Source organism: Rhizocola hellebori (assembly GCF_016862955.1).
In the GTDB taxonomy this organism is placed as follows: Bacteria; Actinomycetota; Actinomycetes; order Mycobacteriales; family Micromonosporaceae; genus Rhizocola; species Rhizocola hellebori.
Genome location: NZ_BONY01000031.1, coordinates 34,850 through 56,805 on the forward strand (window position 1 = coordinate 34,850; position 21,956 = coordinate 56,805).

Annotated in this window: 19 protein-coding genes; 10 read left to right on the top strand and 9 right to left on the bottom strand. The window is 68.9% G+C overall.

From position 1 onward, the window contains the following. Positions 1-47 precede the first annotated feature (47 nt). Positions 48-2,969: an AfsR/SARP family transcriptional regulator gene (locus Rhe02_RS24540; protein WP_203910693.1), complete on the top strand. Its 2,922-nt coding sequence runs from the start codon at positions 48-50 to the stop codon at positions 2,967-2,969. Here Rhe02_RS24540 and Rhe02_RS24545 read toward each other — a convergent pair. The 4 genes from Rhe02_RS24545 to Rhe02_RS24560 form a co-directional block, all read right to left on the bottom strand. Continuing rightward, complete coding sequence (locus tag Rhe02_RS24545) at positions 2,966-3,316, bottom strand: hypothetical protein (RefSeq protein ID WP_203910694.1); 351 nt, start codon at positions 3,314-3,316, stop codon at positions 2,966-2,968. The genes Rhe02_RS24540 and Rhe02_RS24545 overlap by 4 nt on opposite strands. Positions 3,317-3,418: 102 nt before the next feature. Continuing rightward, a complete protein-coding gene (locus tag Rhe02_RS24550) occupies positions 3,419-3,730 on the bottom strand; it encodes a hypothetical protein (protein WP_203910695.1) in 312 nt (103 codons plus the stop codon). An 86-nt stretch (positions 3,731-3,816) separates the two neighbouring features. Further along, positions 3,817-4,491 carry an esterase/lipase family protein gene (locus Rhe02_RS24555; protein WP_203910696.1) on the bottom strand — a complete coding sequence of 225 codons (675 nt, stop codon included), beginning with the start codon at positions 4,489-4,491 and terminating at the stop codon, positions 3,817-3,819. 140 nt (positions 4,492-4,631) lie between these two features. Beyond that, on the bottom strand, positions 4,632-6,653 hold the full coding sequence (locus Rhe02_RS24560; protein ID WP_203910697.1) for a cellulose binding domain-containing protein: 2,022 nt from the start codon (positions 6,651-6,653) through the stop codon (positions 4,632-4,634). Positions 6,654-6,867: 214 nt separating this feature from the next. Here Rhe02_RS24560 and galE point away from each other — a divergent pair, with 214 nt between their 5' ends. The 6 genes from galE to Rhe02_RS24590 all read left to right on the top strand — a co-directional run bounded on the left by galE (position 6,868) and on the right by Rhe02_RS24590 (position 14,669). After that, complete coding sequence (gene galE, locus Rhe02_RS24565) at positions 6,868-7,839, top strand: UDP-glucose 4-epimerase GalE (protein ID WP_239124019.1); 972 nt, start codon at positions 6,868-6,870, stop codon at positions 7,837-7,839. A 33-nt stretch (positions 7,840-7,872) separates the two neighbouring features. Beyond that, positions 7,873-9,873: a hypothetical protein gene (locus tag Rhe02_RS24570; protein ID WP_203910699.1), complete on the top strand. Its 2,001-nt coding sequence runs from the start codon at positions 7,873-7,875 to the stop codon at positions 9,871-9,873. A gap of 8 nt (positions 9,874-9,881) precedes the next feature. After that, a complete protein-coding gene (gene pelF, locus Rhe02_RS24575) occupies positions 9,882-11,333 on the top strand; it encodes a GT4 family glycosyltransferase PelF (RefSeq protein ID WP_203910700.1) in 1,452 nt (483 codons plus the stop codon). Between the two features lie 107 nt (positions 11,334-11,440). Beyond that, positions 11,441-12,760, top strand: a complete 1,320-nt coding sequence (locus Rhe02_RS24580; protein WP_203910701.1) for a hypothetical protein — start codon at positions 11,441-11,443, stop codon at positions 12,758-12,760. Further along, entirely contained in the window at positions 12,757-13,737 is a 981-nt protein-coding gene (locus Rhe02_RS50585) for a spherulation-specific family 4 protein (protein WP_203910702.1), read from the top strand. Before Rhe02_RS24580 ends, Rhe02_RS50585 begins: the two co-directional genes overlap by 4 nt. A gap of 47 nt (positions 13,738-13,784) precedes the next feature. Further along, entirely contained in the window at positions 13,785-14,669 is an 885-nt protein-coding gene (locus Rhe02_RS24590) for an endo alpha-1,4 polygalactosaminidase (RefSeq protein WP_239124020.1), read from the top strand. Between the two features lie 2 nt (positions 14,670-14,671). Here Rhe02_RS24590 and Rhe02_RS24595 read toward each other — a convergent pair whose 3' ends face one another. Further along, the gene (locus tag Rhe02_RS24595) at positions 14,672-15,157 is read right to left on the bottom strand and encodes a hypothetical protein (RefSeq protein WP_239124021.1); all 486 of its coding nucleotides are present in this window, start codon (positions 15,155-15,157) and stop codon (positions 14,672-14,674) included. Positions 15,158-15,223: 66 nt separating this feature from the next. On the opposite strand from Rhe02_RS24595, the gene Rhe02_RS24600 reads away from it, so the two are divergent. Further along, positions 15,224-17,107 (top strand): hypothetical protein, encoded by a 1,884-nt coding sequence (locus tag Rhe02_RS24600; RefSeq protein WP_203910703.1) that lies wholly within the window; start codon positions 15,224-15,226, stop codon positions 17,105-17,107. A gap of 63 nt (positions 17,108-17,170) precedes the next feature. Here Rhe02_RS24600 and Rhe02_RS24605 read toward each other — a convergent pair whose 3' ends face one another. Both Rhe02_RS24605 and Rhe02_RS24610 read right to left on the bottom strand, forming a co-directional pair. After that, on the bottom strand, positions 17,171-17,989 hold the full coding sequence (locus Rhe02_RS24605; RefSeq protein WP_203910704.1) for a hypothetical protein: 819 nt from the start codon (positions 17,987-17,989) through the stop codon (positions 17,171-17,173). After that, on the bottom strand, positions 17,986-18,501 hold the full coding sequence (locus Rhe02_RS24610) for a SigE family RNA polymerase sigma factor (RefSeq protein WP_203910705.1): 516 nt from the start codon (positions 18,499-18,501) through the stop codon (positions 17,986-17,988). The genes Rhe02_RS24605 and Rhe02_RS24610 overlap by 4 nt, the downstream gene beginning before the upstream one ends. 128 nt (positions 18,502-18,629) lie before the next feature. Between Rhe02_RS24610 and Rhe02_RS24615 the strand changes: the two genes are divergently transcribed. Further along, the gene (locus Rhe02_RS24615) at positions 18,630-19,745 is read left to right on the top strand and encodes a WD40/YVTN/BNR-like repeat-containing protein (RefSeq protein WP_203910706.1); all 1,116 of its coding nucleotides are present in this window, start codon (positions 18,630-18,632) and stop codon (positions 19,743-19,745) included. Beyond that, positions 19,742-20,047 (top strand): MoaD/ThiS family protein, encoded by a 306-nt coding sequence (locus Rhe02_RS24620; RefSeq protein ID WP_203910707.1) that lies wholly within the window; start codon positions 19,742-19,744, stop codon positions 20,045-20,047. Before Rhe02_RS24615 ends, Rhe02_RS24620 begins: the two co-directional genes overlap by 4 nt. A 113-nt stretch (positions 20,048-20,160) precedes the next feature. On the opposite strand, the gene Rhe02_RS24625 is transcribed toward Rhe02_RS24620, so the two are convergent. Both Rhe02_RS24625 and Rhe02_RS24630 read right to left on the bottom strand, forming a co-directional pair. Next, entirely contained in the window at positions 20,161-21,315 is a 1,155-nt protein-coding gene (locus Rhe02_RS24625; protein WP_203910708.1) for a hypothetical protein, read from the bottom strand. Next, positions 21,312-21,821 (bottom strand): SigE family RNA polymerase sigma factor, encoded by a 510-nt coding sequence (locus Rhe02_RS24630; RefSeq protein ID WP_239124022.1) that lies wholly within the window; start codon positions 21,819-21,821, stop codon positions 21,312-21,314. Before Rhe02_RS24630 ends, Rhe02_RS24625 begins: the two co-directional genes overlap by 4 nt. Between the last annotated feature and the right edge of the window lie 135 nt (positions 21,822-21,956).

The following is a 21,956-nucleotide window of genomic DNA, read 5'->3' on the forward strand; positions in this document are numbered from 1 at the left end:
GGTTCTCGGTCCTTGGGCCGATAGGAATCGAGCATGATGGCTGTGACGTGCCGCTGACCAGGCCTCGGCGGCGGGCGGTGCTGGCCTATCTGTTGTTGAGCGCCAACCAGCCGGTTTCGATCGAGCGGCTCATCGACGCGCTGTGGCGGGAAGCGCCGCCCGCCACGGCTCGTGACCAGATCCACGCCGAGGTTTCGGCGCTGCGCAAGGTGATCCGGCAAGCCGGCGGGGTCGATCTCATTGAATCCTCTGCAGCCGGGTACCGGATAACGCTGCAACCCGGCCAGCTGGACCTCGACGAGTTCACCCGGGCCGTGGCCTACGCGCGGGCGCTGGCCGCGAAGGAGGAATTCGGTGCGGGCGCGCACCAGTTGCGCGGGGCATTGCAGCTGTGGCGCGGGGAGGCGCTGGCCGACGTCGCCGGTGAATATGTGGCCCCGCTGCGGGCCCGGCTGGAGGAGCAGCGGGTGACCGCCCAGGAATACCTGGCCGAGCTGGAGCTGGCCTGCGGCAATCACGACGAGATCCTCGGCTGGCTGGCCGACCTGGTGTCCGATCATCCACTGCGCGAAGGCTTGCGCGCGCACCTGATGCTCGCCCTCTACCGGTCCGGGCGGCGTTCGGAGGCGCTGTCCACGGCACGCGAGCTGCGCCAGCTGCTCAAGGAGGATGAAGGGCTCGACCCGGGTCCGGACATTCTCGCCCTCGAGCGCAGGATGCTGCGCGACGAGGCGGATCTGGTGGCGCAGCCCAGACCCAGGGCGCTGCGCCAGCTTCCGGCCGATATAGGCGACTTTCTCGGCCGAAATGAGGAGCTGGCCCGTCTGATCACCGTCCTGAGTGGACATAGGGCGGTCCCGGTGACGGCTTGTGTGGCGGGCATGGGGGGCGCCGGAAAGACGACGCTCGCGGTGCGGGCGGCCCATCGGCTGTCGGCCGGCTACCCCGATGGATGTCTCTTTTTCGACCTGCGCGGCTCGGATGCTGTCCCGCACAGCGACTTTCAGGTGATGGGCTCGATCCTGCGGTCGCTCGGCCTGCCCGGTGCGGCGATCCCGGGCGATCGCGACGCCCGGCTTGCCGTGTACCGGTCCGAGCTGGCCGACCGGCGGCTGCTGCTGGTCCTCGACAACGCCGCCGACGAGGCGCAGATTCGTGCGCTGGTGCCACCGAGCCCCACCAGCGGTCTGCTGGTCACGAGCCGCCGGGTGCTGGCCGGGCTCGACGGCGCCCACGTGGTGCAGGTCGGTGTGCTCGCGCCCGGCGAGGCGGTCAGCATGTTGTGCGCCATGGTGGGAAACGCCCGCGTCGACGCCGATCCGGTGGCCGCGGCGCGGCTGGTCGAGCTGGGCGGCAGGCTGCCCCTGGCCATCCGCGTGATCGGGACCCGGCTGGCCCAGCGTCCCGATCTTCCTTTGGCCCGGCTGGCCGACCGGCTCGCCGATGAACGCTCACGCCTGGACGAGCTGGCGGTGGGGGACAGGGAAATCCGGGCGGTGATCGGGCTCAGCAGCGCCCGGCTCGACGAGGACGCACGCAAGGCTTGGCGGCGGATGGGGCTGCTTCCGGTACCACAAATGGCATTGTGGACCGTGGCGGCGCTGCTCGATCTTCCCGAGGCGGCGGCCGAGCGGGTGGTGGACAGGCTGGTCGCCGCGTCGCTGGTGAGCCCGGTCGGCGGCGCGGGCGAAACCCGCTTTGCGCTGCACGACCTGGTGCGGCTGCACGCGCGGGAGCAGGCGGTGGACGACGAGGACACCGCATCGCTGCATCGCGCCTACGAAATGTTGCTGGCGCTGGCCGTGCGGGCCGACGCCGGGCTGCCGATCCGAGCCTTTCCCACGCCGACCATCGAAGCGGGCGCCGGTGCGGCCTCGCCGGCCGAGCCGGTGTCCTGGTTCGAGGCCGAGCAGGCCACCATCCTGGCGGCTGTGCGCGATTGTGTTGCGCGCCAATGGATCGGCCTGGCCTGGCGGCTGGTGGCCGCGATGATGAACTTCTGCAGCCTTCAGGACTACATCGAGGAATGGGTCGACGCGGCCGAGCTGGTGCGCAGTGCGGGCGGCGAAAATGAGCAGGGACAAGCGGCCTTGGCCCTCGGCCTGGGTGGCGTGCTGCGCGGCCGGGGCCGGGCCGCGGAGGCGTTGCCGTTGCTGCGCATGGCCCGGCTGGGGTACAGGCGGCTGGGTGATCGCCGCCGCGCCGGGTCGGCCGCGCTTCAGCTCAGCGCCGTGCACCGCACCGGCGGCCGGTGGCGGATGTCGCGCGCCGCGGTCTTCTGGGCCATCCGCGAGCTGGAGTCCATCGAGCAGACCGCGCAGCTGGGCTATGCGCAGCTGGCTCTGGGCAATCTTCTGCTGGAGACCGAGGCGACCGAGCCGGCCCGCCTGGCCTACCAGCGGGCGCTGGAAGTCATGCGCGCCACCGCGGACCGGGCCGGTGAGGGCACCGTGCTGATCTGCTTGGCCCAGACGTGGCGGCGCGACCGGCGGTTCGAGAAAGCACTGACCATCTATGAGGAGGCCAGTGTGATCTGTCATGAGGTGGGCGACCCGGTCGGGCGGTGCATGGCGGCCGACTCGATCGCGCGGGTGCACATGATGACCGGCGACCTGACCTTGGCGACACAGCATGCCAAGGCCGCGCTGGTCATCGCCGAACACTCCAGCCACCCGCGCGGGGTGATGAACGCCTTGATCACCGCCGGGGAGGTGGCAATGCAGGTGGGCGATCTCCTCGAGGCCATCGAGGGGCTGTCCCGCGCGCTGCAGCTGGCCCAGGGTTTCAACGCCAAAATGGACATCGCCCACATCACGTTCCAGCTGGCGCGGGCGCGGCATGCGGCGGGCGAGCCGGACCGGGCGCGGGCCATCGGGCAAGAGGCGCTGGATCTCTACACCGCGCTCAACCGTTCGGAGACCACCAAGGTGGCCGCCTGGCTGGCGGCCACCGCTCCTCCTGGGAACTAGACGGCTGGGTAGAGGTAACCCAAGCCCCCGTTGCCCAGACCGAGGTACTCCTCGTTGCTCAGGCAATAGGCCGACGAGGTGGTCGCGCCCGGAGGCAGGCTCGCCGCCCGCTTCGGGCCGTAGCGGTCGTGGATCGCGCCGCTGCTGAAGTTCTGGCACCTGGCTACGCCTTTGAAGGAGGTACCGGCCGGCTTGCCCCAGCAGTTGGCGACAGCCGCGTTCGACCCGCTGCTGTAGGCGCTGCAGCCTCCCGCCGCCTGGGCGGGGGCGACCTGCACGGCCAGGAAGGCGCTGGAAAGCACCGCGCTGGCGAACATCGTTCGAAGCAGTCTTGATCTGGACAACATCGTTCCTCCTGGCCGAAATGGAACCCCTTGGCTTGCCGGACCAGGATGGAAGGCTGCACCGAACATGATCTATGCGTCGGCTATGTCGGCCGCTGAGGCCGCCTATTCCACTGTGGCGAGCCAGCTCGCTTTGGTGGGCGCGCGCAGCAGGCTCTGCAGACTCTGGTGGGTCAGCCGGCCCGCCTCGGCCGAGGTCAACCGGCCATCGACCAGATATCCGGCCGCCGACCGATGCAGGGCAAGCAGGCGGCGCGCCTGCCGGTGGTCGTCTTCGGCGTGTCTGGCCCGCATCTTCAGCTCGTCATGCTTCGCCCAGACGAACAGAATGACCATCATCGACGCGATCACGGCCCCCGCCGCCGCGGCGAGCATCAGCTGACCGAACGAGAATGCTTGCGCAGAGAGTGAGTCCATGCCTTGAGAACGATTCGGATAACTTCTGCCCATCGCTCAAAGCGATACCGGGCCTGTCCTCGCGACAGGCCCGGCATCGATGCGTGTCAGCTGGCGATGAAGGAGCGGATCTGCGTCAACACGCTGGTGTTGGTGAGGAAACCGATGTGGGTTTCGCATGCCACATTGTTGTTGGTGGCGCCGGACAGGCGGGTGCTGGTGTAGGGGATGATGATCCCGTCACAGGCCGAGTACCAGGTGCCGTAGCGGGCGCTGCCGGGTGTCTCGTCGCCGTCGGCGAGGTCGGTGATGAACAGCGACCCCGGGTACATCTCCACACACGAGATGTTGATCAGGCAGGCGCCGGCGAACGTGGTGCCGTGGTTCGCGCCGGCGATCGAGGCGACGTGGCTGACGTTCGCCGAGCCGCCGAGTTCCTCGAGGTACCAGCGGGTGACCAGGCCGCCCATGGAGTGGTTGACGATGGCGACCTTGGAAGCGCCGGTCTGGCTGCGCACCGAGTTGACCATATTGCGCAGTCCGGCGGCGCTGGTCTGGTTGGACCCGGCCCAGTTGTAGTCGTAGGTGTAGAGCCGGGTGAAGCCGCCCGCGCGGAAGACCGACAGCGCCGTGGTCCAGTTGGAGGCGTTGCCGGTGTAGCCGTGCACGAAGATCACGGGCGTGCTCGTGGCGGCGCTGGCGGGCACGCCTGGGGCGATGACGAGCGCCGCGGTGGTGGCGAGAGCCGCGGCGAAAGCGCCGAGGCGGGTGCGTATGCGCATGGACCCCTCCGGGATAGAGGATGAGCGGGACGTTGAACGGTTATCGTCACGGCGCGCCCGCGCCCGCTGCATCGGCAAGATTGCCAGTCTCGATGCGTGCGGCGGCCGCCCAGGACAGACGGCCGCCGCGAGTGGAGGAATCAGCGGGTGGTGCAGAGGACGCCGTTGAGGGTGAACAGCGCCGGGGTCACGTTAGGGCCTTGGTAGGCGCCGACGAAACCGATGTTCGCGCTCGCGCCCGGCGCCAGGGTGCGGTTGAAGTCGGCATTGCTCACCTGTACGGCGGCGCCGGTCTGCGACCAGGTGCCGTTCCAGCCGCCGTCCATCCGCTGCCACCCGGTCGGCCAGGTGAAGGCGAGGTTCCAGCTGTCGATCGGGTTGGTCCCGGTGTTGGTGATGTCGACGCTGGCGACGAAACCGTTGCCCCAGTTGGCGGTGTCGGTGAAGGTCACCGCACAGGTGGAGGTGCTGGGCGAGCCGGTACGGAAGGTGACCGGCGGGGAGGCCCACGACACCCGCCCCGCGCCGTCACGGGCGATCACGTTGGCCGTGTAGGCGGTGCCCGGGTTCAGGTTGTAGACGGTGAACGAGGTGCCGGTGGTCTCGCCCCACTGCTCGCTGGTCGTGCCGTTCTGGCGGTGCACTTCGTACTTGACACCCGCCGGACCGGCCGGCCAGGCGATGGTGGCCGCCCGGTCGGTGACCGCGGAAGCCGTGGGCCGGCCGGGAGTGGCCGGTCCGATGATGGTGGCGCTCGGGCGGGCGACGATGGTGGTCAGCGAGTTCGGCGGGACGGTCAGCGAGGTGGCGCTGCCCGTGGAAGTGGTGATGGCGGTGGCGCCGTTGGTGAAAGTCAGCACCGTGGCAGTGGCGGCTGGGCTGTAACCGGCGTAGCGCAGGCTGATCGGCTTGGCGGCGGCCGTGTCCTGGTTGATGACAAGAACAGCTAGCTCACCGTTGGCCCGGCGGGCCGCGTGCACCTTGACGAGCGGGTCGGTGGCGCTGGCCCGGATGAGCTGGTTGCCGGGCTTGGCGAACTTCGACACCATCGACAGCGCGTAGTAGGGCGCGAATGGCGTGTTCATCGGGGGTTGGCAGGTGGTCCCGTCGGCGGTGCAGTTGCCGCTGGAGAGCAGGCCGAAGTCGCGGTAGTCAGGCTGGCCGTCGATCGTGGACACCGACTCCAGTCCATTGTGGACATTCCACCAGTTGACGGTGAAGACGCCTTGCTCGAGGTACGTGGCGAAGGCGTCGGCCGCGAACAGCGCTCCCGGCTGGGTGTTGCGCCCGTGCGGGACGTTGATTTCGGTGACCGCGATGCCCAGATCCCGGCCCGTGTACTTGGCGATCTGCTGGCGGGTCAGTGACAGAGCTTCGCTGATCTGGACGGTCTTGCCCAGCACCTCGGGGCCGGAGGAGCCGGACGGGTACCAATGCAGAATGACGAAGTCGATGGCCGAGCCCGCCATCGACAGCACCACCTGGTTCCAGGTGCCGGCGTCGCCCCCGCCGACGATGCCGTCGGGCCAGTCGCCGGCCGTGGTCAGCACGGCGCCAATCTTGATGGTCGGGTCGACGGCCTTCATCGCTTCGGCATGCTGCCTGACGACGGTGGCGTAGCCGGCCGGGGTCTTGTCGGCATGGTCGTCGGCTTCCCACTGCGCGCCGTAGTGGCCGTTGCCGTAGAGCTCGTTGCCGATTTCCCAGTACTTCACGCCATAACCCTTGTCCACATTGGCGCTGCGCACCCAGTCGGCGGCCTCCTGCGGCGAGCCGGTGCCATAGTTCGCGGTGACGATCGGCTGTGCGCCGGCCCGGCGCACGCCGGCCATGAAGTGGTCGAAGTCGGTGTCGGGGGCGACGTATCCGCCGGGTGCGGTGTGGTCGCGCCAGTGATAGATGTCGGAGTAGGAGCCGCCCGGGTAGCGCATCATCTGCACACCGGCGTCCTTCATCAGATCGGCAACCGTGTTGGTGCCCAGCTGGGAGTCCCAGATGGCATGGTTCACGCCGATTGCGGTGCCGCTGACGGTCTCCAGCCCGGCTCGGGTGTTGACCTGGACGGTGACGATGTCGGCGGCCTGGGCGGTGGTGGACGGCACGAACAGTGGGGTGGTGGCCGCCAGCGTGAGAGCCAGCATGGCGGCTAAACGGGGTCGCATCTCGGGCATCCTTATTAGAGTCGATGTATGGGAGCGTTCCCAAGCGTCGTACAACCCCGCACGGCTGTCAACGTCGATCTGTCAAGCCGCCGGATCACCCGGTTGGGGTCAGCCCTTTCGCGACGGTGCCAGGACGAGTGGACATTGGGCTTCATCACGTATGTCGCTGATCTGACTCTGCCGTTCCCGGGCCGATCGCCGTCGTTGAATGGGCATGCGTTGGTTGGTGACCGGAGGCGCTGGCTACATCGGCGCGCACGTGGTGCATGCGTTGCAGGCCACGGGAAATGACGTTGTGGTGGGCGACGATCTGTCCACCGGAATCGCGGCGCGGTTGCCGCAAGACGTGCCGCTGGAACGCCTTGACGTGTGCGACCTGAGCGCTGTCGGCGAGGCGATGTCCCGCCACCGGCCCGACGGGGTGATCCATCTGGCTGCCCGCAAGGATGTCGCCGAGTCCACCCGCCAGCCGTTGCGCTACTACCAGCAGAACCTCGACGGGCTGCGCTCGGTGCTGCACGCCGTTGCCGCGCACAAGGTCAAGCACGTGCTCTTCTCTTCCAGCGCAGCCGTTTACGGCAACCCGGTCCGCCCCGGGCCGATCCTGGAGACCGCCTTCACCAAGCCGGAGAACCCTTACGGGCGAACGAAACTCATTGGCGAGTGGCTGCTGCGCGATGCCGCGGCCAGCGCCGGGTTCAGCTGGGCCGCCTTGCGCTACTTCAACGTCGCGGGTGCGGGCAGTGCGGCGCTTGCCGACAGCGGGCTGACCAATCTGGTACCCAGATTGCTCAAAGCCGTCAAGGAGGGCTCCTCCGCGACCGTGTACGGCGGCGACTACCCGACCCGCGACGGCAGCGCGATCCGTGACTACGTGCACGTCTGCGACGTCGCGGAGGCCCATGTGCAGGCGGCGCTGGCGCTGGCCGGTGGTGCCCTGCGCGCCGACGTGCTCAACGTCGGGCGCGGCACCGGCGCCTCGGTGCTGGAGATGATCAACGCGGTGGTCCGCGCCTGCGGCGCTCCATTGTCCTATGTGGTCGGTCCACGCCGCGAGGGCGACCCAGGGGAGGTGGTCGCGTCGGTCGGCGAGATCGCCAAGAAGGTGGGCTGGGCCGCACGTTTCGGGCTCGACGACATCGTCGCCTCGGCGGCCGGCCATTTCGCGCTGGCCTCCGCCGTCTGATCCGGATAGACCATAGTTACCAAGGAGAATCCGTTGCCACGAAACATTCGCTTGCTGGCGGCCGCCGCCGGGCTGTGCCTCTTGACAGGCTTGGCCGCGGCGCCCGCTCAGGCCTACGCCAGCGCCTACCGGGTCGACCTTCGGGTCCTCGTGTTCAGCGACGGCTCGGCCGGGGTAGGGGTGATCACCGCCCAGATGGACCGCGAGGGCGTTCCCTACGACGCCATCGACCTCACCCAGCCGGGCCGCCCGGCGCTGACCGCGGCCGCGCTGTCGGACACTGTGGGTGGCGCGCCCAGAGCCAAGTACAACGGGGTGGTGCTGCCCAACGAGCAGGCCCTGGACGCCGCTGAGCTCGCCGTGCTGAGCACCTTCGAGCAGACCTTCGGCATCCGCCAGCTCGACGCCTACACCGCGCCGAGCGCCGCGGTCGGCCTGGCCACCACTTGGAGCGGTGTGCTCGACGGCGGCACGCTGGAGGTCACCGCGGCCGGCAAGGCCGCCGGATTCGGCTACCTCAACGGGTCGCTGGGGGTGGACGACAACGATCCCGGAGTCGACGAGAGCTACGGCTATCTCGCCGCGCCGGTGGCCGGTGCGGTCTACACACCACTGGTCAACGGCACCACACCGGGGTCGGGCGCCCTCATCGGGGTGTACCGCAACGGCAACCATGACGAGCTTGTGGTTACGCTGGCGATGAACCAGTACCAGAATGTGGCCCTGCAGCTGGGCCACGGCCTGCTCACCTGGCTCACCCAGGGTGTCCATCTTGGACACTGGCGCAACTGGATGAGTGTGCACGTCGACGACGTCTTCCTGCCCGACGCCCGCTGGGACGCCCAGCGCAACTGCACGGTCGGCGACGGGTGCCCGGTGATCCCGAACCCGCCGGCCGACATCCGGATGACCGCCGACGATGTGACCTTCCTGCAGACGTGGCAGAACGCGCAGGGTTTCAAGGTGGAGCTGGTTTTCAACGGCGAGGGCAGCATCGACGCGGGTCCGTCCGATCCGCTGACCGCGAAGCTGGTGGCCGATCGGGCCCAGTTCCGGTGGCTCAACCACACCCACGGTCACCCCTACCTCGGCTGCGTGCAGGACTTCAGCGTGACGCCGTGGCGCTGCGCCACCGACGCGGGCACCGGAGCGATCCAGTACATGTCGCAGGCGGAGATCCGCGCCCAGATCACCGACAACGTGACCTGGGCACAGGGCAAGGGGATCAGCGTCAACCGGGCCGAGCTGGTGACCGGCGAACATTCGGGGCTCAAGTCCTTGCCGCAGATGGCCGTGGACAACCCGAATCTGGCCCCGGCGCTGGCCCAGGCCGGGGTGACCGTGCTCGCCTCCGACGCCTCCCGCGAGAGCGGCCCGCGTGCCGCCGGTGCCGCGCGCACGGTGCCGAGGCATCCCATGAACATCTTCTACAACGTCGCCACCAAGGCCGACGAGGTGGACGAGTACAACTGGATTTACACCAGCGCCGCCGATGGCGGCAGCGGGATCTGTGAGAACAATCCGGTTTCCACCTGCATCAGTCCACTTTCGACGGTGACCGGGTTCGACAGCTACCTCGTGCCGATCGAGGCGCGGATCGCTTACAGCCACGTCATCGCGGCCGACGCCTACCCGCACTATGTGCACCAGTCCAACATCACCGCGGACAGGATCGTCTACCCGGTGCTCGACGCGGTGTTCAGCCGCTACCGCAACACCTTCACGCCGCAGACGCCGATCGTCAACCCGCGCCTGAGCGAGGTTGCCACCCTGCACAAGCAGCAGGAGGCGTGGCGGGCCGCGGTCACCGGCCGCAGCGTCGAGGCCTACCTGAAGGGCGGCCGGATCACCGTGATCAACCGAGGGGCTTCGCTCGCGGTGCCGATCACCGTACCGGCGAACACCCGCACGATAACGCTTTCCTTGCTCGGGCTGGAGGTCTCGGGCGGCGCATACGGCGCGAGTTACGGCCCGGAACGGTCCGCCTGGACCACCCTGGGCACCAACGGCCAGCAACTGCTGCGCCTTCCCTGAGGCTGCTGATGCGCGTCGCATTGATAAACGAAGGCACCTATCCCTATGTGCAGGGTGGCGTCAGCACCTGGTGCGATCAGCTGGTCCGCGGTCTCAGCGAGGTGACCTGGCACCTGGTGACCATCGTGGGACCGGCGACGGTGAAGCCGGTGGTGCAGCTGAGCGACAATGTGGCGTCGTTGACCCCGGTCCCGATCTGGGACGCCTCAAAGGCTCCGCGCCGCCGCCGCGATGACGCGGCGGCGCGGATGTGCACCGGGATGCTGGGCGAATCATCGGGCCATGCGCAGTTGTTCCGCGAGGCCCTGCGTGAGCTCGCCATGATGCGCCGCGACGAGCGTCGCCGCGGTTGCGGCGATTGCCTCGCCAACGCCGCCACCTGCGTGCGGCACGGCCTGATCGGGCGGCATCCGCTGCTCGGCGTGCCACTGGCCGAGCTGCTGCTCGACGCGTGGGCGCAGGCTCAGGCCGGTGGGGCGGACCTGCCGCGGCTGACCCTGCGCGAGGCCGACGAGGCCGCAGTGCTCATCGAGCACGCGGTGCGCCCGCTGGCCGCGGTGCTGCCGCCGGTCGACGTGTGCCACGCCAACGCCAACGGGTTGTCGTCGCTGGTGGCGCTGGCCGCGAAATGGCGCTTCCGGGTGCCGTTCCTGATGACCGAGCACGGTGTGTACCTGCGTGAGCGCTACCTTTCGGCCGGAGACCTGTCAGCCGGGGTGAAGGTGGCCCTGTTGCGGTTCCATCGGGCGCTGGCCCGGCTCGCCTATGCCGAAGCCGATCTGATCGCGCCGGTCAGCGGATTCAACCAGCGCTGGGAGGAACGCCACGGCGCCGACCCGGCCCGGATAGCGGTCATCCCCAATGGCATTGACCCGCAACGGTTCCCGCCGTTGCCGGAGGAGCCGGCGGTGCCCACGATCTCGTGGGTCGGCCGCATCGATCCGCTCAAGGACCTGGAGACGCTGATCCAGGCGATGGCCGTGGTAAGGGAGCGGTTGCCCAATGCCCAGCTGCACCTGGCCGGGCCGGTGCCGGCCGGCAACGAGGACTATGCGCGCCTTTGCTATTCGCTCGTGGCCCAGCTGGGCCTGGACGCGTCGGTGAACTTCGCCGGCCCGGTGTCCAGCAGCCGGGAAGCCTTCCAGGCGGGCCATGTCGCCGCGCTGTCTTCCATCTCCGAAGGCATGCCCTACACCGTGATGGAGGCGATGATGTGTGCCCGCCCGACCATCAGCACCGACGTCGGGGGAGTGGCCGAGATGGTCGGCGACGCCGGTCTGGTCGTGCCGCCGCGCGATCCGGTCGCCTTCGGCAACGCGTGCCTGCGCCTGCTCTGCGATCCCGGCCTGCGCAGCGATCTGGCCCGGCGGGGCCGCGACCGGGCACTGGAACTGTTCACCCTCAACCGTTGCCTCGACGCGTACAGGCAACGATATGGAAGCCTGGCCGTGGTGGCATGACCGAGCTTGTCGAGGTCATCATGAGATTGGGATTCGATCATGCCTGCGCCGCAGGCGATTGCCGACGGCAGGAGGCAATGGCATGACTGATTTGAGCGGGGACAACCATGGGTGCTGACTCAGTCTTGCTGCATGCCCGGCTGGTGCCGCAGGTGCATCCGCGGGTCGGCTGGGCCGCCGACACCGATGAGGTGGCCGCGGTGCTCGAATCGACCGGCATCAACGACTCCGTGGCCAGTCGCGACTATGGCCACGGCAACGTTTTCACGCTGGCGCGCCAGGTGCGCCTGGCGACAGCGCGGCCGAGCCCGGACGAAGCGAAGCCACGGCCTCCGTTGCCGTTGCTGGGCGCGATGATCCGGGCCGGGCTCTACCTGACCCCGACCGTGGTGGCGGTCGGGATGGCCGGATCGCTCGGGACGCTGCCCTGGTACGCCACCACCGGTCTGCTCGTGGCGGGCTGGGGTTCCGCGCAGGGACTGGCGCATCTGGGCTATCTGGCCGCCAACGAATCCGGCAGCCGCGCTGCAGCCCGGCTGCTCGGCCTCGGTTTCGTTGCGCTGACGGCGATTTGGGCCGCACTGCTGATGTGGCTGGGCGCTCCGGCGATGGCCTATCTGGTCAGCGCCGCACAGCTGATGCTCTTCGCGGCCAACACGGTGACGCTGGTGACCGGCACCGAGCGGCGGGTGCTGGCGATCGCGCTGACCGGCTGGGCGGCGGTGCTCGCGTTCATGGCCGGTGCCGGGCCGGTGGCGGTCGTCGCTTTGTTCGCTGCGCTGGCCGCCATGGTGGTGGTCGGCTTCTGGCCCGCGTTCGCCGGCGGTGGCAGCTGGTGTCCGAGCCTGCGGCAGGGTGGGGTGGCGGCGGGTCACGGCATCGTCGGCGCGGGGCAAGCGGCGCTTTTCGTTCTGGTCGTGTTGACGCCCGCGGGCACCTTGACGCCGATCGCGGCCTCCGCGCCGCTGCTGCTCGGCATCCCGTTGACCGAGCTGATGCTGCTGCAGCATCAGCGCCGGGTCGCCGACGGCCGGGAGCGGGCCGCGCAGCGTGCCACCTTCGAGCTGCACCTGCGCCGGATCAGCTGGCTCACCGCGGTGCCGCTGGTGGCGCCGATGCCGGCCGCTTTGGCCCTGGTCTGGCTCGCGTCCAGCTCCGACGGCTGGGTGCTGGCCGCCTGCACCCTGTTGACGGGAATCAATGCCATTTGTCTGGTACTGGTGGCGCACCGCCGCCAGTCCACGGCGATCCTGCTGGTCTGGCTCAGCGCCGCCCTGATCGCGATGGGCACGCTGGTCACCGCGACACTGCTGCCCGAGCTGCGGGCGGCCGCCGCGGGAGCCGCCGCGCTCGCCATGCTGTGCGTCTACCTGCCGGCCGCGGCGGTAGCCGTGGCCGCGATCAGAGATCCTTGGAGTTACCGATGACCGTGCTGCTGCCGCTTTACATCCACCCACTGGAGTCGCCGGCCGCCTGGGAAACGGTTGCGCTCGCCGGACCCGGGGTCACGGCGATCATCAACGTCCACAATGGACCGGGCGCCGACGCGGCCTACGCCGACGCCGCCTCCCTGCTGCACGCGGCACGGGTGCCTATGCTCGGTTACGTGGACCTCGACTATGGCCGCCGGCCGCGCGCTCTGATCGAATCGGACATCGTGGCGTGGCAACGCTATCCGGTCGCGGGCATCTTCTTCGACCAGGCGCCGTCGGATCCGGCGCTGCTGAGCTGGACAGCCGGCGCGCTGCGGCGGGCGCCGGGAGTGACCGTGCTCAACCCCGGCACCAGGCCACATCCCGGCTACCCGGCCCTGGCCGACCTGATCTGCACCTTCGAGGGGCCGTGGACGGCCTACCACCAGCTGCCCGGCGAGCCCGACTTCGGCAACGCGGCCCATCTCGTCTACGGCGTGCCCCCCAGCCAACTCGGCCCGGCCCATGCACTGCTGGCGGCACGCTGCGGCACCGGGCTGGTGACCGACCTCGAAGCCCCGCTTCCCTACCGCGGCATCCCCTCCTGGCTCCCCACCCAGACCCACCGCCCACCCCCCGCCCCAATCCCTAACCCGACTCCCCAGCCGCCGCGCCCGTCCACCGTTCCCCAGCCACCCGTCCCCTCCGCCGTTCCTCGGCCATCGCCGGCCGTGCCCTCGCAAACGTTGCGGGCTTCGGCTCCTCAGCTGTTGCCGGGCGTGCCGCCTCGAGGGCTTCAGCCATCGGCTCCGCGGCCATCAGGCGCCGTGGTTGCTCAGCCATTGCGCGCCGCGATCCCTGAGTCATCGCCGGGGGTGCCGCTTCGGGGACTTCAGTCAGCGGCTGGTCAGGCGGTGCGGGCGGTGGTCCCGCAGGCGCGTTCGGTGCGGGCGGTCCGGGCGCTGGTGCGATTGACCGGGGTGGGGCGATGAGCGCGGGTGGGAGTGGCGAGAGGGGGCCGGGGTGGCGGGGGCTTGGTGTGCTGGCGGTTACCGTGGGGCTGGCCGTGGCGGTGGGACTGGCGGTGGTGGGAATCCAGCACAGCAACAGTTTCGACCTGTCATCGTCCAAAGTGGAGGCCATGACCTCGGCCGCTGCCAGCGTGCCGGCCACGGCGGGCGGCACTCCGGCTAGCGCGGTGGGGCCGGCGGGCGCCGCGGGGCGGTGGCAGCCGGCCGTCGGGATGAGCTGGCAGTGGCAGCTGACCGGCACCCTCGACCTGACGGTGGAAGCCGATGTCTTCGACCTCGACGCGTTCACCACCACGGCCGAGGATGTCGCGCTGCTGCACGGGCGCGGCCGGCATGCGATCTGCTATGTCAATGTTGGGGCTGCCGAGGACTTTCGCCCCGACCATGGCCGGTTCCCCGATCGTCTGCTGGGCAAGCCGCTGGACGGCTGGCCGGGCGAGCGATGGCTGGACATCCGGGCTTGGGAAGAGCTGCGCCCCATCTTCGCGGCGCGCTTCACGATGTGCCGGGACAAGGGTTTCGACGCGGTGGAACCGGACAATGTGGACGGTTACGCCAATGACAGCGGGTTTCCGCTTACCGGGTCCGATCAGCTGGCGTTCAACCGGCGGGTAGCCGAGCTGGCCCACGAGCACGGGCTCGCGGCCGGGCTCAAGAACGATGTGGAGCAGGCCGCCGATCTGGTGGCGGCGATGGACTTCGCGGTCAACGAGGAGTGTGCCCGATATCGGGAGTGCGATCAGCTGCGGGTCTTCGTCCAGGCGGGCAAACCGGTGTTCCATGTGGAATACGACCTTCCGGTCACCGCTTTCTGCCCGGTGACCCGGCCGCTGCGCTTCGCGAGCCTGCACAAGCACCTCGATCTCGACGCGTGGCGGCAGACCTGCCCCTAGCGCTATTGGTAGACCAGATCCATGGTGTCGGTGTGTTCCGGCCAGGTGAGGGTGAGCCGCCAGCAGCCGGGCTGCGGCAGGTCGATGATGGAGGGCCCGGGACCGCCGGGGACGCTGCGGTTGGCGGAAACGTCTGAGCCGTCAAGCCGCGCTTCGATCACGAGGTCGCCGGTTGGGAAAGCTGTCTTGGGTACCCACAAAATTTTGTTGTTGGATCCATCGGGTCTGACCACCGCAAGGGGATAGGCGAAGATCGCCGCCACGATCTCCCCTTGGTCGCCCATGACGTGCGGCATGCTCGAATCGCCGGAGAACCCGGCCTGGGCCCACTCGGGCAGGGGACCCTTCTCGACCGGGGAACCGCAGACCGTCCGGGTCGGGCGGGGCGTGGGCGAGGCCGGTTGAGGCGAGGGGCTGGCGGGTGTGCATCCGGCAAGCACCACGATTGCGGCCGGTGCTATCCGGCAAGCCAAAAGCGAGATTCTCACGAAGGCTTGAGTCACCGTCAGCGCGCGGGGTTCCCCAGCTTGACAAGATCCGGCATATTGCTTGCTGTGGATTTCTCGGAGCTGACCGCGGCGGAACGCAAGGTGTGGGAAGCGTTTTCCACCGGTGCCCTGGTGGACCTGCGTGAGCTGGAAGCCGGTCAGCGGGAGGTGCGCGGCGCGGTGGTGGCCGCGCTGGCGCTGGGCGCCCGGCCGGATCGCGAGCTCGGGGCCATCCCGGCGCTGAATGTGGCCGGGGCACGGGTGACCGGCCAGCTGCAGCTCGGCTTCGCCAGCGTCGAACATCCGCTGATGCTGCAGGACTGCGACTTCGATCAGGCGCCCGACCTGTACTGGGCACGCCTCGATTTCCTGCGTTTCGTCGGCTGCCGGATGCCCGGATTGCGGGCCTCACATGTGCAGGTGGCTCGGCACTTGCAGCTGAGCTCGTCGGTGTTCACCGGCGAGGTGAGGATGTCCGGCGCGAAAATCGCGGGCGGTCTGCTGCTGGACCAGGTCGAGCTGCACGGCCCGGACAAGGCGCTGGTCGCCGAGCGGCTGGAGGTCGGCGGCGATCTGGTGATGCAGGGCGCGAAGGTGACCGGCGGGCTGCGGTTCTTCAAATCGACCATCGGCGGCAATCTGTCCCTCGACGACCTCACCGTTGCCGGGGAAGGCGGTCTGGCCCTGGGCGCCGACTCGGTGACGGTGGCCGGCGCGGTCTTCTGCCGGCGGGCCCGCATCACCGGGGAGCTGAGCCTGCGGCACGCCCGGACCGGCGGCGCGGTGACGCTGAGCGCCTCCGAGCTGTCCAATCCCGGCGGGGTGGCGATGCGGGCCGACCGAGCTGACCTGGAGGGCGGGCTTTGGCTCGGCGTGCCGTCGCAGGGCGGGTCGTTTCGGGCGCAGGGCCAGATCCGGTTGGTCAGCGCCCACGTTGGCCGCGGGCTGACCCTGGCCGGGGCGACGCTGGAAAATCCAGGCGGATATGCCCTGCTCGCCAGCGCCGCGGTGATCGACGGCGGGCTCGACGCGATGGGCCTGCACACCACGGGTGGCGTGAATCTGAGCGACAGCACCATTTCCGGGCTGATCCGGCTGGACGGCGCGCACCTGTCCCACCCCGGCGGGGAGGCGCTCAAGGCGACCCGGCTGACCGCCAACTCGGCGCTGCACTGCGCCGGCGGGTTCCGCGCCGACGGCCTGGTGTGGCTGTCCGGTTCCACCATCGGCGGCGTGCTGACCTTCCACGACGCCATCCTGTCGGCACCCGGGCAGACCGCGCTGCGAACGCGGCGGCTGCGGGTGCCCGAGCTGGTGTTGCGCTGGCGCGAAGCCCCGCAAGGCTTGGTGGACTTGCGTTTCGCACAGGTGGAGGTGTTGCGCGACGATCCGGTGACCTGGCCGGCCGAGATTCGCCTGGATGGCATGACCTATGAATCGGTGGAGCCGATTCTCGATGCGCCACGGCGGCTCCGGCTGCTCGAAAGAGATCATGACGGGTACCGGCCACAGCCCTACGAGCAGCTGGCCGCGGTGTGCCGGCGGCTTGGCAACGATGACGATGCCCGCACCGTGCTGCTGGCCCGCCAGCGTAAGCGGATGGCCGGCCGGGCCTTCGCGGTGCGGCTGTGGGGGCTGCTGCAGGAGGTGACCGTGGGCTATGGCTACCGGCCGATGCGCGCGGCGATCTGGCTGGTGCTCGCGTTGAGCATCGGATCGTTCGAGTTTTCCCGGCATCCGCCCACGCCGGTCGGCGCGGTCAAGGCCTCGTCGTTCGAGCCGATCGCCTACACCGCCGACGTGTTGCTGCCCCTGATCGACCTGGGCCAGGAGAAGTCGTTCGAGCCGCAGGAGGTCAACCGCTGGCTCACCTACACCCTGGTCGCGGTCGGCTGGATCCTGGTCACCACGGTCGCGGCCGGCGTCGCCCGCTCGGTGCGCCGAGATTGAGCTGAGGCGAAACCGAAGGGGCCCAGCAGTTTTCACTGCCGGGCCCCTTCGCTGAGGTGGAATTTAGTCGATGAGCGCAGCCAGGGCCGGGTCCGTGACGACCGTGCGCAGGGCCTCGGCGCTGATTTCGGGTTGCTGGTCGCTGGCGGTGGGATGCGATTCCATCCAGACCCGGTAGCCGGTGTAGGACGCGGTCACCACGGGCGTGGAGTAGCTGCTGGTGGCGTACACCATGGGTGCCGTGCCGCTGGCTTCGTCGCAGAACAGCAACTGCGGCTTGGGCCCTTCGGGATTGTTCGGGTTGGGGGTGTCCAGTTGTTGCTGGAGCGCCGCGCAGGTGGCCGGCACGCTGCCCGGGCTGAACTTCTCGAGGTACACGGTCAGGTGACCGTGTTCCCTCATCGGACCCAAGTTGATCACCGCGTAGGCGCTCTTGAGGATGTCGGGCGCGACGCCGGGTTGTTCGGGGGCACCCTCGGGCGTGCACAGGTCATAGCCCGATTGCATCATGTAGTCGCTGCGCGCCGGCAGCTTCGCGATCGTGATCTGAACGAAGGCAGGCCAGTTCTCCTGCGCCACCCTCTTCTCGGTGGGTGACACGCTAGGCGCCGCCACACATTCGTCGGAGGCGTTGGCTGTGGCGGTGTTCGCCGGCAGGACCACCTGTGGTGCGGGTGCGGCCGGCTGCAGGCCGGCCGCTGGCTTCAGCAGGAACGGGGCCGCGATGACGCCGGCGGCGGCGATGGCGGCCAGGCCGCCGAGCGCCACCTGCGTGCGGCGGGAACGCTTGGCGCCCTTCAGCGCCACGTCGGCCAGACCGGCCGGTCCGGGCGCCTCGGCCAGCTCTTGCAGCGCCCGTTTGAGCGCCGTTTCGTGACTCATGCTGTCTCCAAAGTCATTGATAGCTCAGGACATATGACACGGAGCCGGTCCAGGGTCCGGTGCGTCTGGCTGCGGACTGTGCCGACCGAGCAGCCGAGGATTTCGGCCACCTGGGCTTCCGGAAGATCCTCGTAGTAGCGAAGCACGATCACTGCTCGCTGCTTGGGCGTGAGCTGCCGCAGCGCCTTGGCCACCGAGAGGCGAATTGAGCTGTCCCCGGCGACATCGGCGATGCTGGATAGCTCCGGCGGCTCGGCGGTGATGTACTCCCGCCCGTGCCGTGCCCTTCGCCACCAGCTGACCTGCTGGTGGTAAAGGATTTTCCGGACATATCCGTCCGGTGAGCCCGATCGCTGCAGGCGTGTCCACCGCGTGGCCAACTTGGTTAGCGCAGCCTGCAACAGGTCCTCGGCATCCTCGCGATGTCCGGTGAGCAGAAGCGCGGTGCGAAAAAGGGCACCCTGCCGCATCTGCACGTACTCCCGGAACTCCCGCTCGGCCACCTCGTCCATCCGGTACCTCCCTCGTGTCACCTCTAACACGAGGCTGGAGGCTCCGGACTATGCCAGGCTCCGCAATGTCGTAGGAAGCGGGTATGAAGTGGGCTGGAAGACCTCACCCGAAATGAAAGGATGAAGGTATGAGCGGTGTAAGGGTTCTTGTCGGCACGCGCAAAGGCGCGTTCATTCTGACCTCGGACGGCAAGCGCAGCGACTGGAAGGTCGACGGGCCGCATTTCGCCGGATGGGAGATTTACCATCTCAACGGCTCGCCCGCCAACCCCGATCGGCTCTACGCGTCGCAGTCGGGCGGATGGTTCGGGCAGGTGATCCAGCGCTCCGACGATGGCGGCGCCAACTGGACGACAGTCGGCAACGACTTCGCCTACCAAGGCGATGTCGGCGACCACCTGTGGTACGACGGCACCCCGCGGCCCTGGGAGTTCAAGCGGATCTGGCATCTGGAGCCCTCGCGCGACGACCCGGACACGGTCTACGCCGGGGCTGAAGACGCCGCGCTCTACCTGTCCCAGGACGCCGGTCAAACCTGGAAAGAGCTCACCGCGCTGCGCCAGCACCAGACCGGCCCGACCTGGCAACCCGGCGCGGGTGGGCTCTGCCTGCACACGATCATCCTCGATCCGGTGCACAAGGACCGCATCTATGTGGCCATCTCCGCGGCGGGAGCGTTTCGCAGCGACGACGCCGGGGCGTCCTGGCTGCCCATCAACAAAGGCCTGCGCTCGGGCGAGATCCCGGACGACGACGCGGAAACCGGCCACTGCGTGCACCACATCACGCAGCATCCGTCCCGGCCCGACACCCTGTTCATGCAGAAGCACTGGGACGTCATGCGCACCGACGACGCCGGTGGAAACTGGCGAGAGGTCAGCGGCGACCTGCCCTCCGACTTCGGCTTCCCGATCGCTGTGCACGCCCACGAGCCGGAGACCGTCTACGTGATTCCGATCAAGAGCGACTCCCAGCATTTTCCGCCGGAGGGCAAGCTGCGCGTCTACCGCAGCCGCACCGGCGGCGACAAGTGGGAGCCGCTGACCAAGGGCCTGCCGCAGGAAGACTGTTACGTCAACGTCTATCGCGACGCGATGGCCGTGGACACGCTCGACGAATGCGGCATCTACTTCGGCACCACCGGCGGTCAGGTCTACCATTCCGCCGACGGCGGCGACAGCTGGGCGCCGATCGTGCGGGATCTGCCGGCGGTGCTTTCCGTCGAGGTGCAGGTGTTGCCGTGATCCGGGTGGTCCTGCCCGCCCACCTGAAGAACCTGGCCCACGTGAGCGGGGAGGTTCAGGTTCAGGTCGACGACTCGGCCGGGCCGGTGACGCAGCACATGGTGCTCAAAGCGCTCGAGACTCAGTACCCGATGCTGCTGGGCACCATCCGCGATCGCCACACCGGCCAGCGGCGGGCGTTCGTGCGTTTTTACGCTTGCGAGCAGGATCTCTCCAACGAATCCCCAGAGACGCCGCTGCCCGACAGGGTGGTCAGCGGGCAGGAGCCGTTCATCATTCTCGGGGCGATGGCGGGCGGCTGACCAACTCCGCGATAACTGGGCATTTACTGGTCAGGCAGTAGGGAGTACGCTTCAGTCAGCTCGCCCGGAGGGTTCCCCCCGTGATCTTCCGGGCGGGCTTTCTCATGCCGCCATCACACCGAAAAACGCAAGTAGGCCGCACCCGGCCCGAGGGCATCCCCGTTGCCCAGCACCAGATATGTGGCCTCAGCCGGGATAGGCACCAGCAGCTGCCGCTGTTCGCCGGTGCGCACCTGCACGGCGACAAGGTTGGTTCCCGGCGGCCCTCCAATCTCCACGATGATCGTGTCGGTGACCACGTCCCAGCCCACGGCCCGAGCGCTGACCGCCAACGGCACTTTGAGCTGGATCGGCCCGCGCACAAGGGAGTCGCCCACCAGCCGGGAGATGGCGAAGGCGTGCCGGCCGTTGATGTCGGCCTGCACCACCACGCTGTTGTCCCGCACCAGCTGGTGCCGCCAGGGGTAGACCGGCCCGGTACGGGCGGGCACGGCGGTGAAATCCGACAGCGTGCCGGTGTCGGGATCCATTGCGGCATAGAGGAGCTGGGCAGGCCCCGGGTCGGGCTGCCCGGTGAACAGGCGCGCCGCGAACATGGAGATCAGCAGGCGCGATCCTTGCCACGACAGCGAGGTGGCCTCGGTCTCCCGCGTCTGTTGAATTTGGACCACCGACAGGCGCAGGGAGTCGATGTCCACCACCGCGTAGCGCCGGAAGACGGCTCGGCCCGCGACGGGCTGCGCCCACAGCGGCACGGCAATCCGTTCCCCGTCATAGGAGATGCTCACCGAGCTGTACTCGGTGGCTTGGGGCAGGTCGACCCAGTCCGGCTCGGCATCCCCCGTCGTTGGTGCGATGCCGAGCCGGCCCGTCCCGGTGAGCACGACCGCGGTCCTGAGGTCGGCGGAAACGGCGACTGCGGTGGTGCCCTGCGGCGCGCGGAAGTACTGGCCGGTCTCGGGATTGAGCACCTGCCAGGCGCCGCCGGAGCCGGCGAAGGCGGTCAGCACATGGGTTGGCAGACTCGGCGGGGAAGGGGTCACCTCCGCCGGTGTCGAGGTCGGCGGCTCGGGCCGGGCACCGTTGCGGGCCCACCAGGCCGGCACCAGCATGACCAGGACAGCGATGCAGGCGGCTACCGCGCTGACCCGCCTGCGCTTGCGGCGCTCGCGCACCCGGCGGATGGCAGCGTCGCCGAGCAGCACCGGCCGAGCCCGGTCGGCCAGATCGGTCAGCGACCGCCGGACCTCATCGGTCAGGTCGATCATTCGGCCACCTCCTTGGCTTTCGTCTCCATGAGCCAGCCACAGGCCGAACGCAACTGGGCCAAGGCTCGGGAGGACTGACTGCTCACGGTCTTCACCGAACACCCGAGCAACTCGGCTACCTGCTGTTCGCTGAGATCTTCGAGGTAGCGCAACACCAGCACGGCCCGCTGCCGGGGCGGCAGGCCGCCCAGCGCGGCATGAAGCGCCCGCCTCAGCAGCACCTGCGCGGCCGAGTCGACATCGGACAGCTCGGGCAGCACCGCCATGGGCACTTCCCGCCGCCGCCACTTTCGCCACCACGAGACATACTCGTGGTACATCACGCGTTTGGTGTAGCCGGCCGGGTCGGTCAACCGGTGCCATCGCACGTAGACGCGTTCCAGCGCCACCTGGAGCAGGTCCTCGGCAGCGTGCTGCTGCCCGGTCAGCGCGAAGGCGACGCGGAACAGTGCGGGCGTCGATTGCGCGACAAAGGTTTTGAAGTCGCGCTCGGTTGCCGAGTCCACATGCACCTCCACCATCAAGACGCGCGGACGGAGCCGAACCCTGCATTCGTGATCGAAATGTGACCTGTGGTCATCCGGGGAGGGCGTCGGAAAGACGACGTGGGCGCATACCAGATTCTGAACAGCGTTGAACGC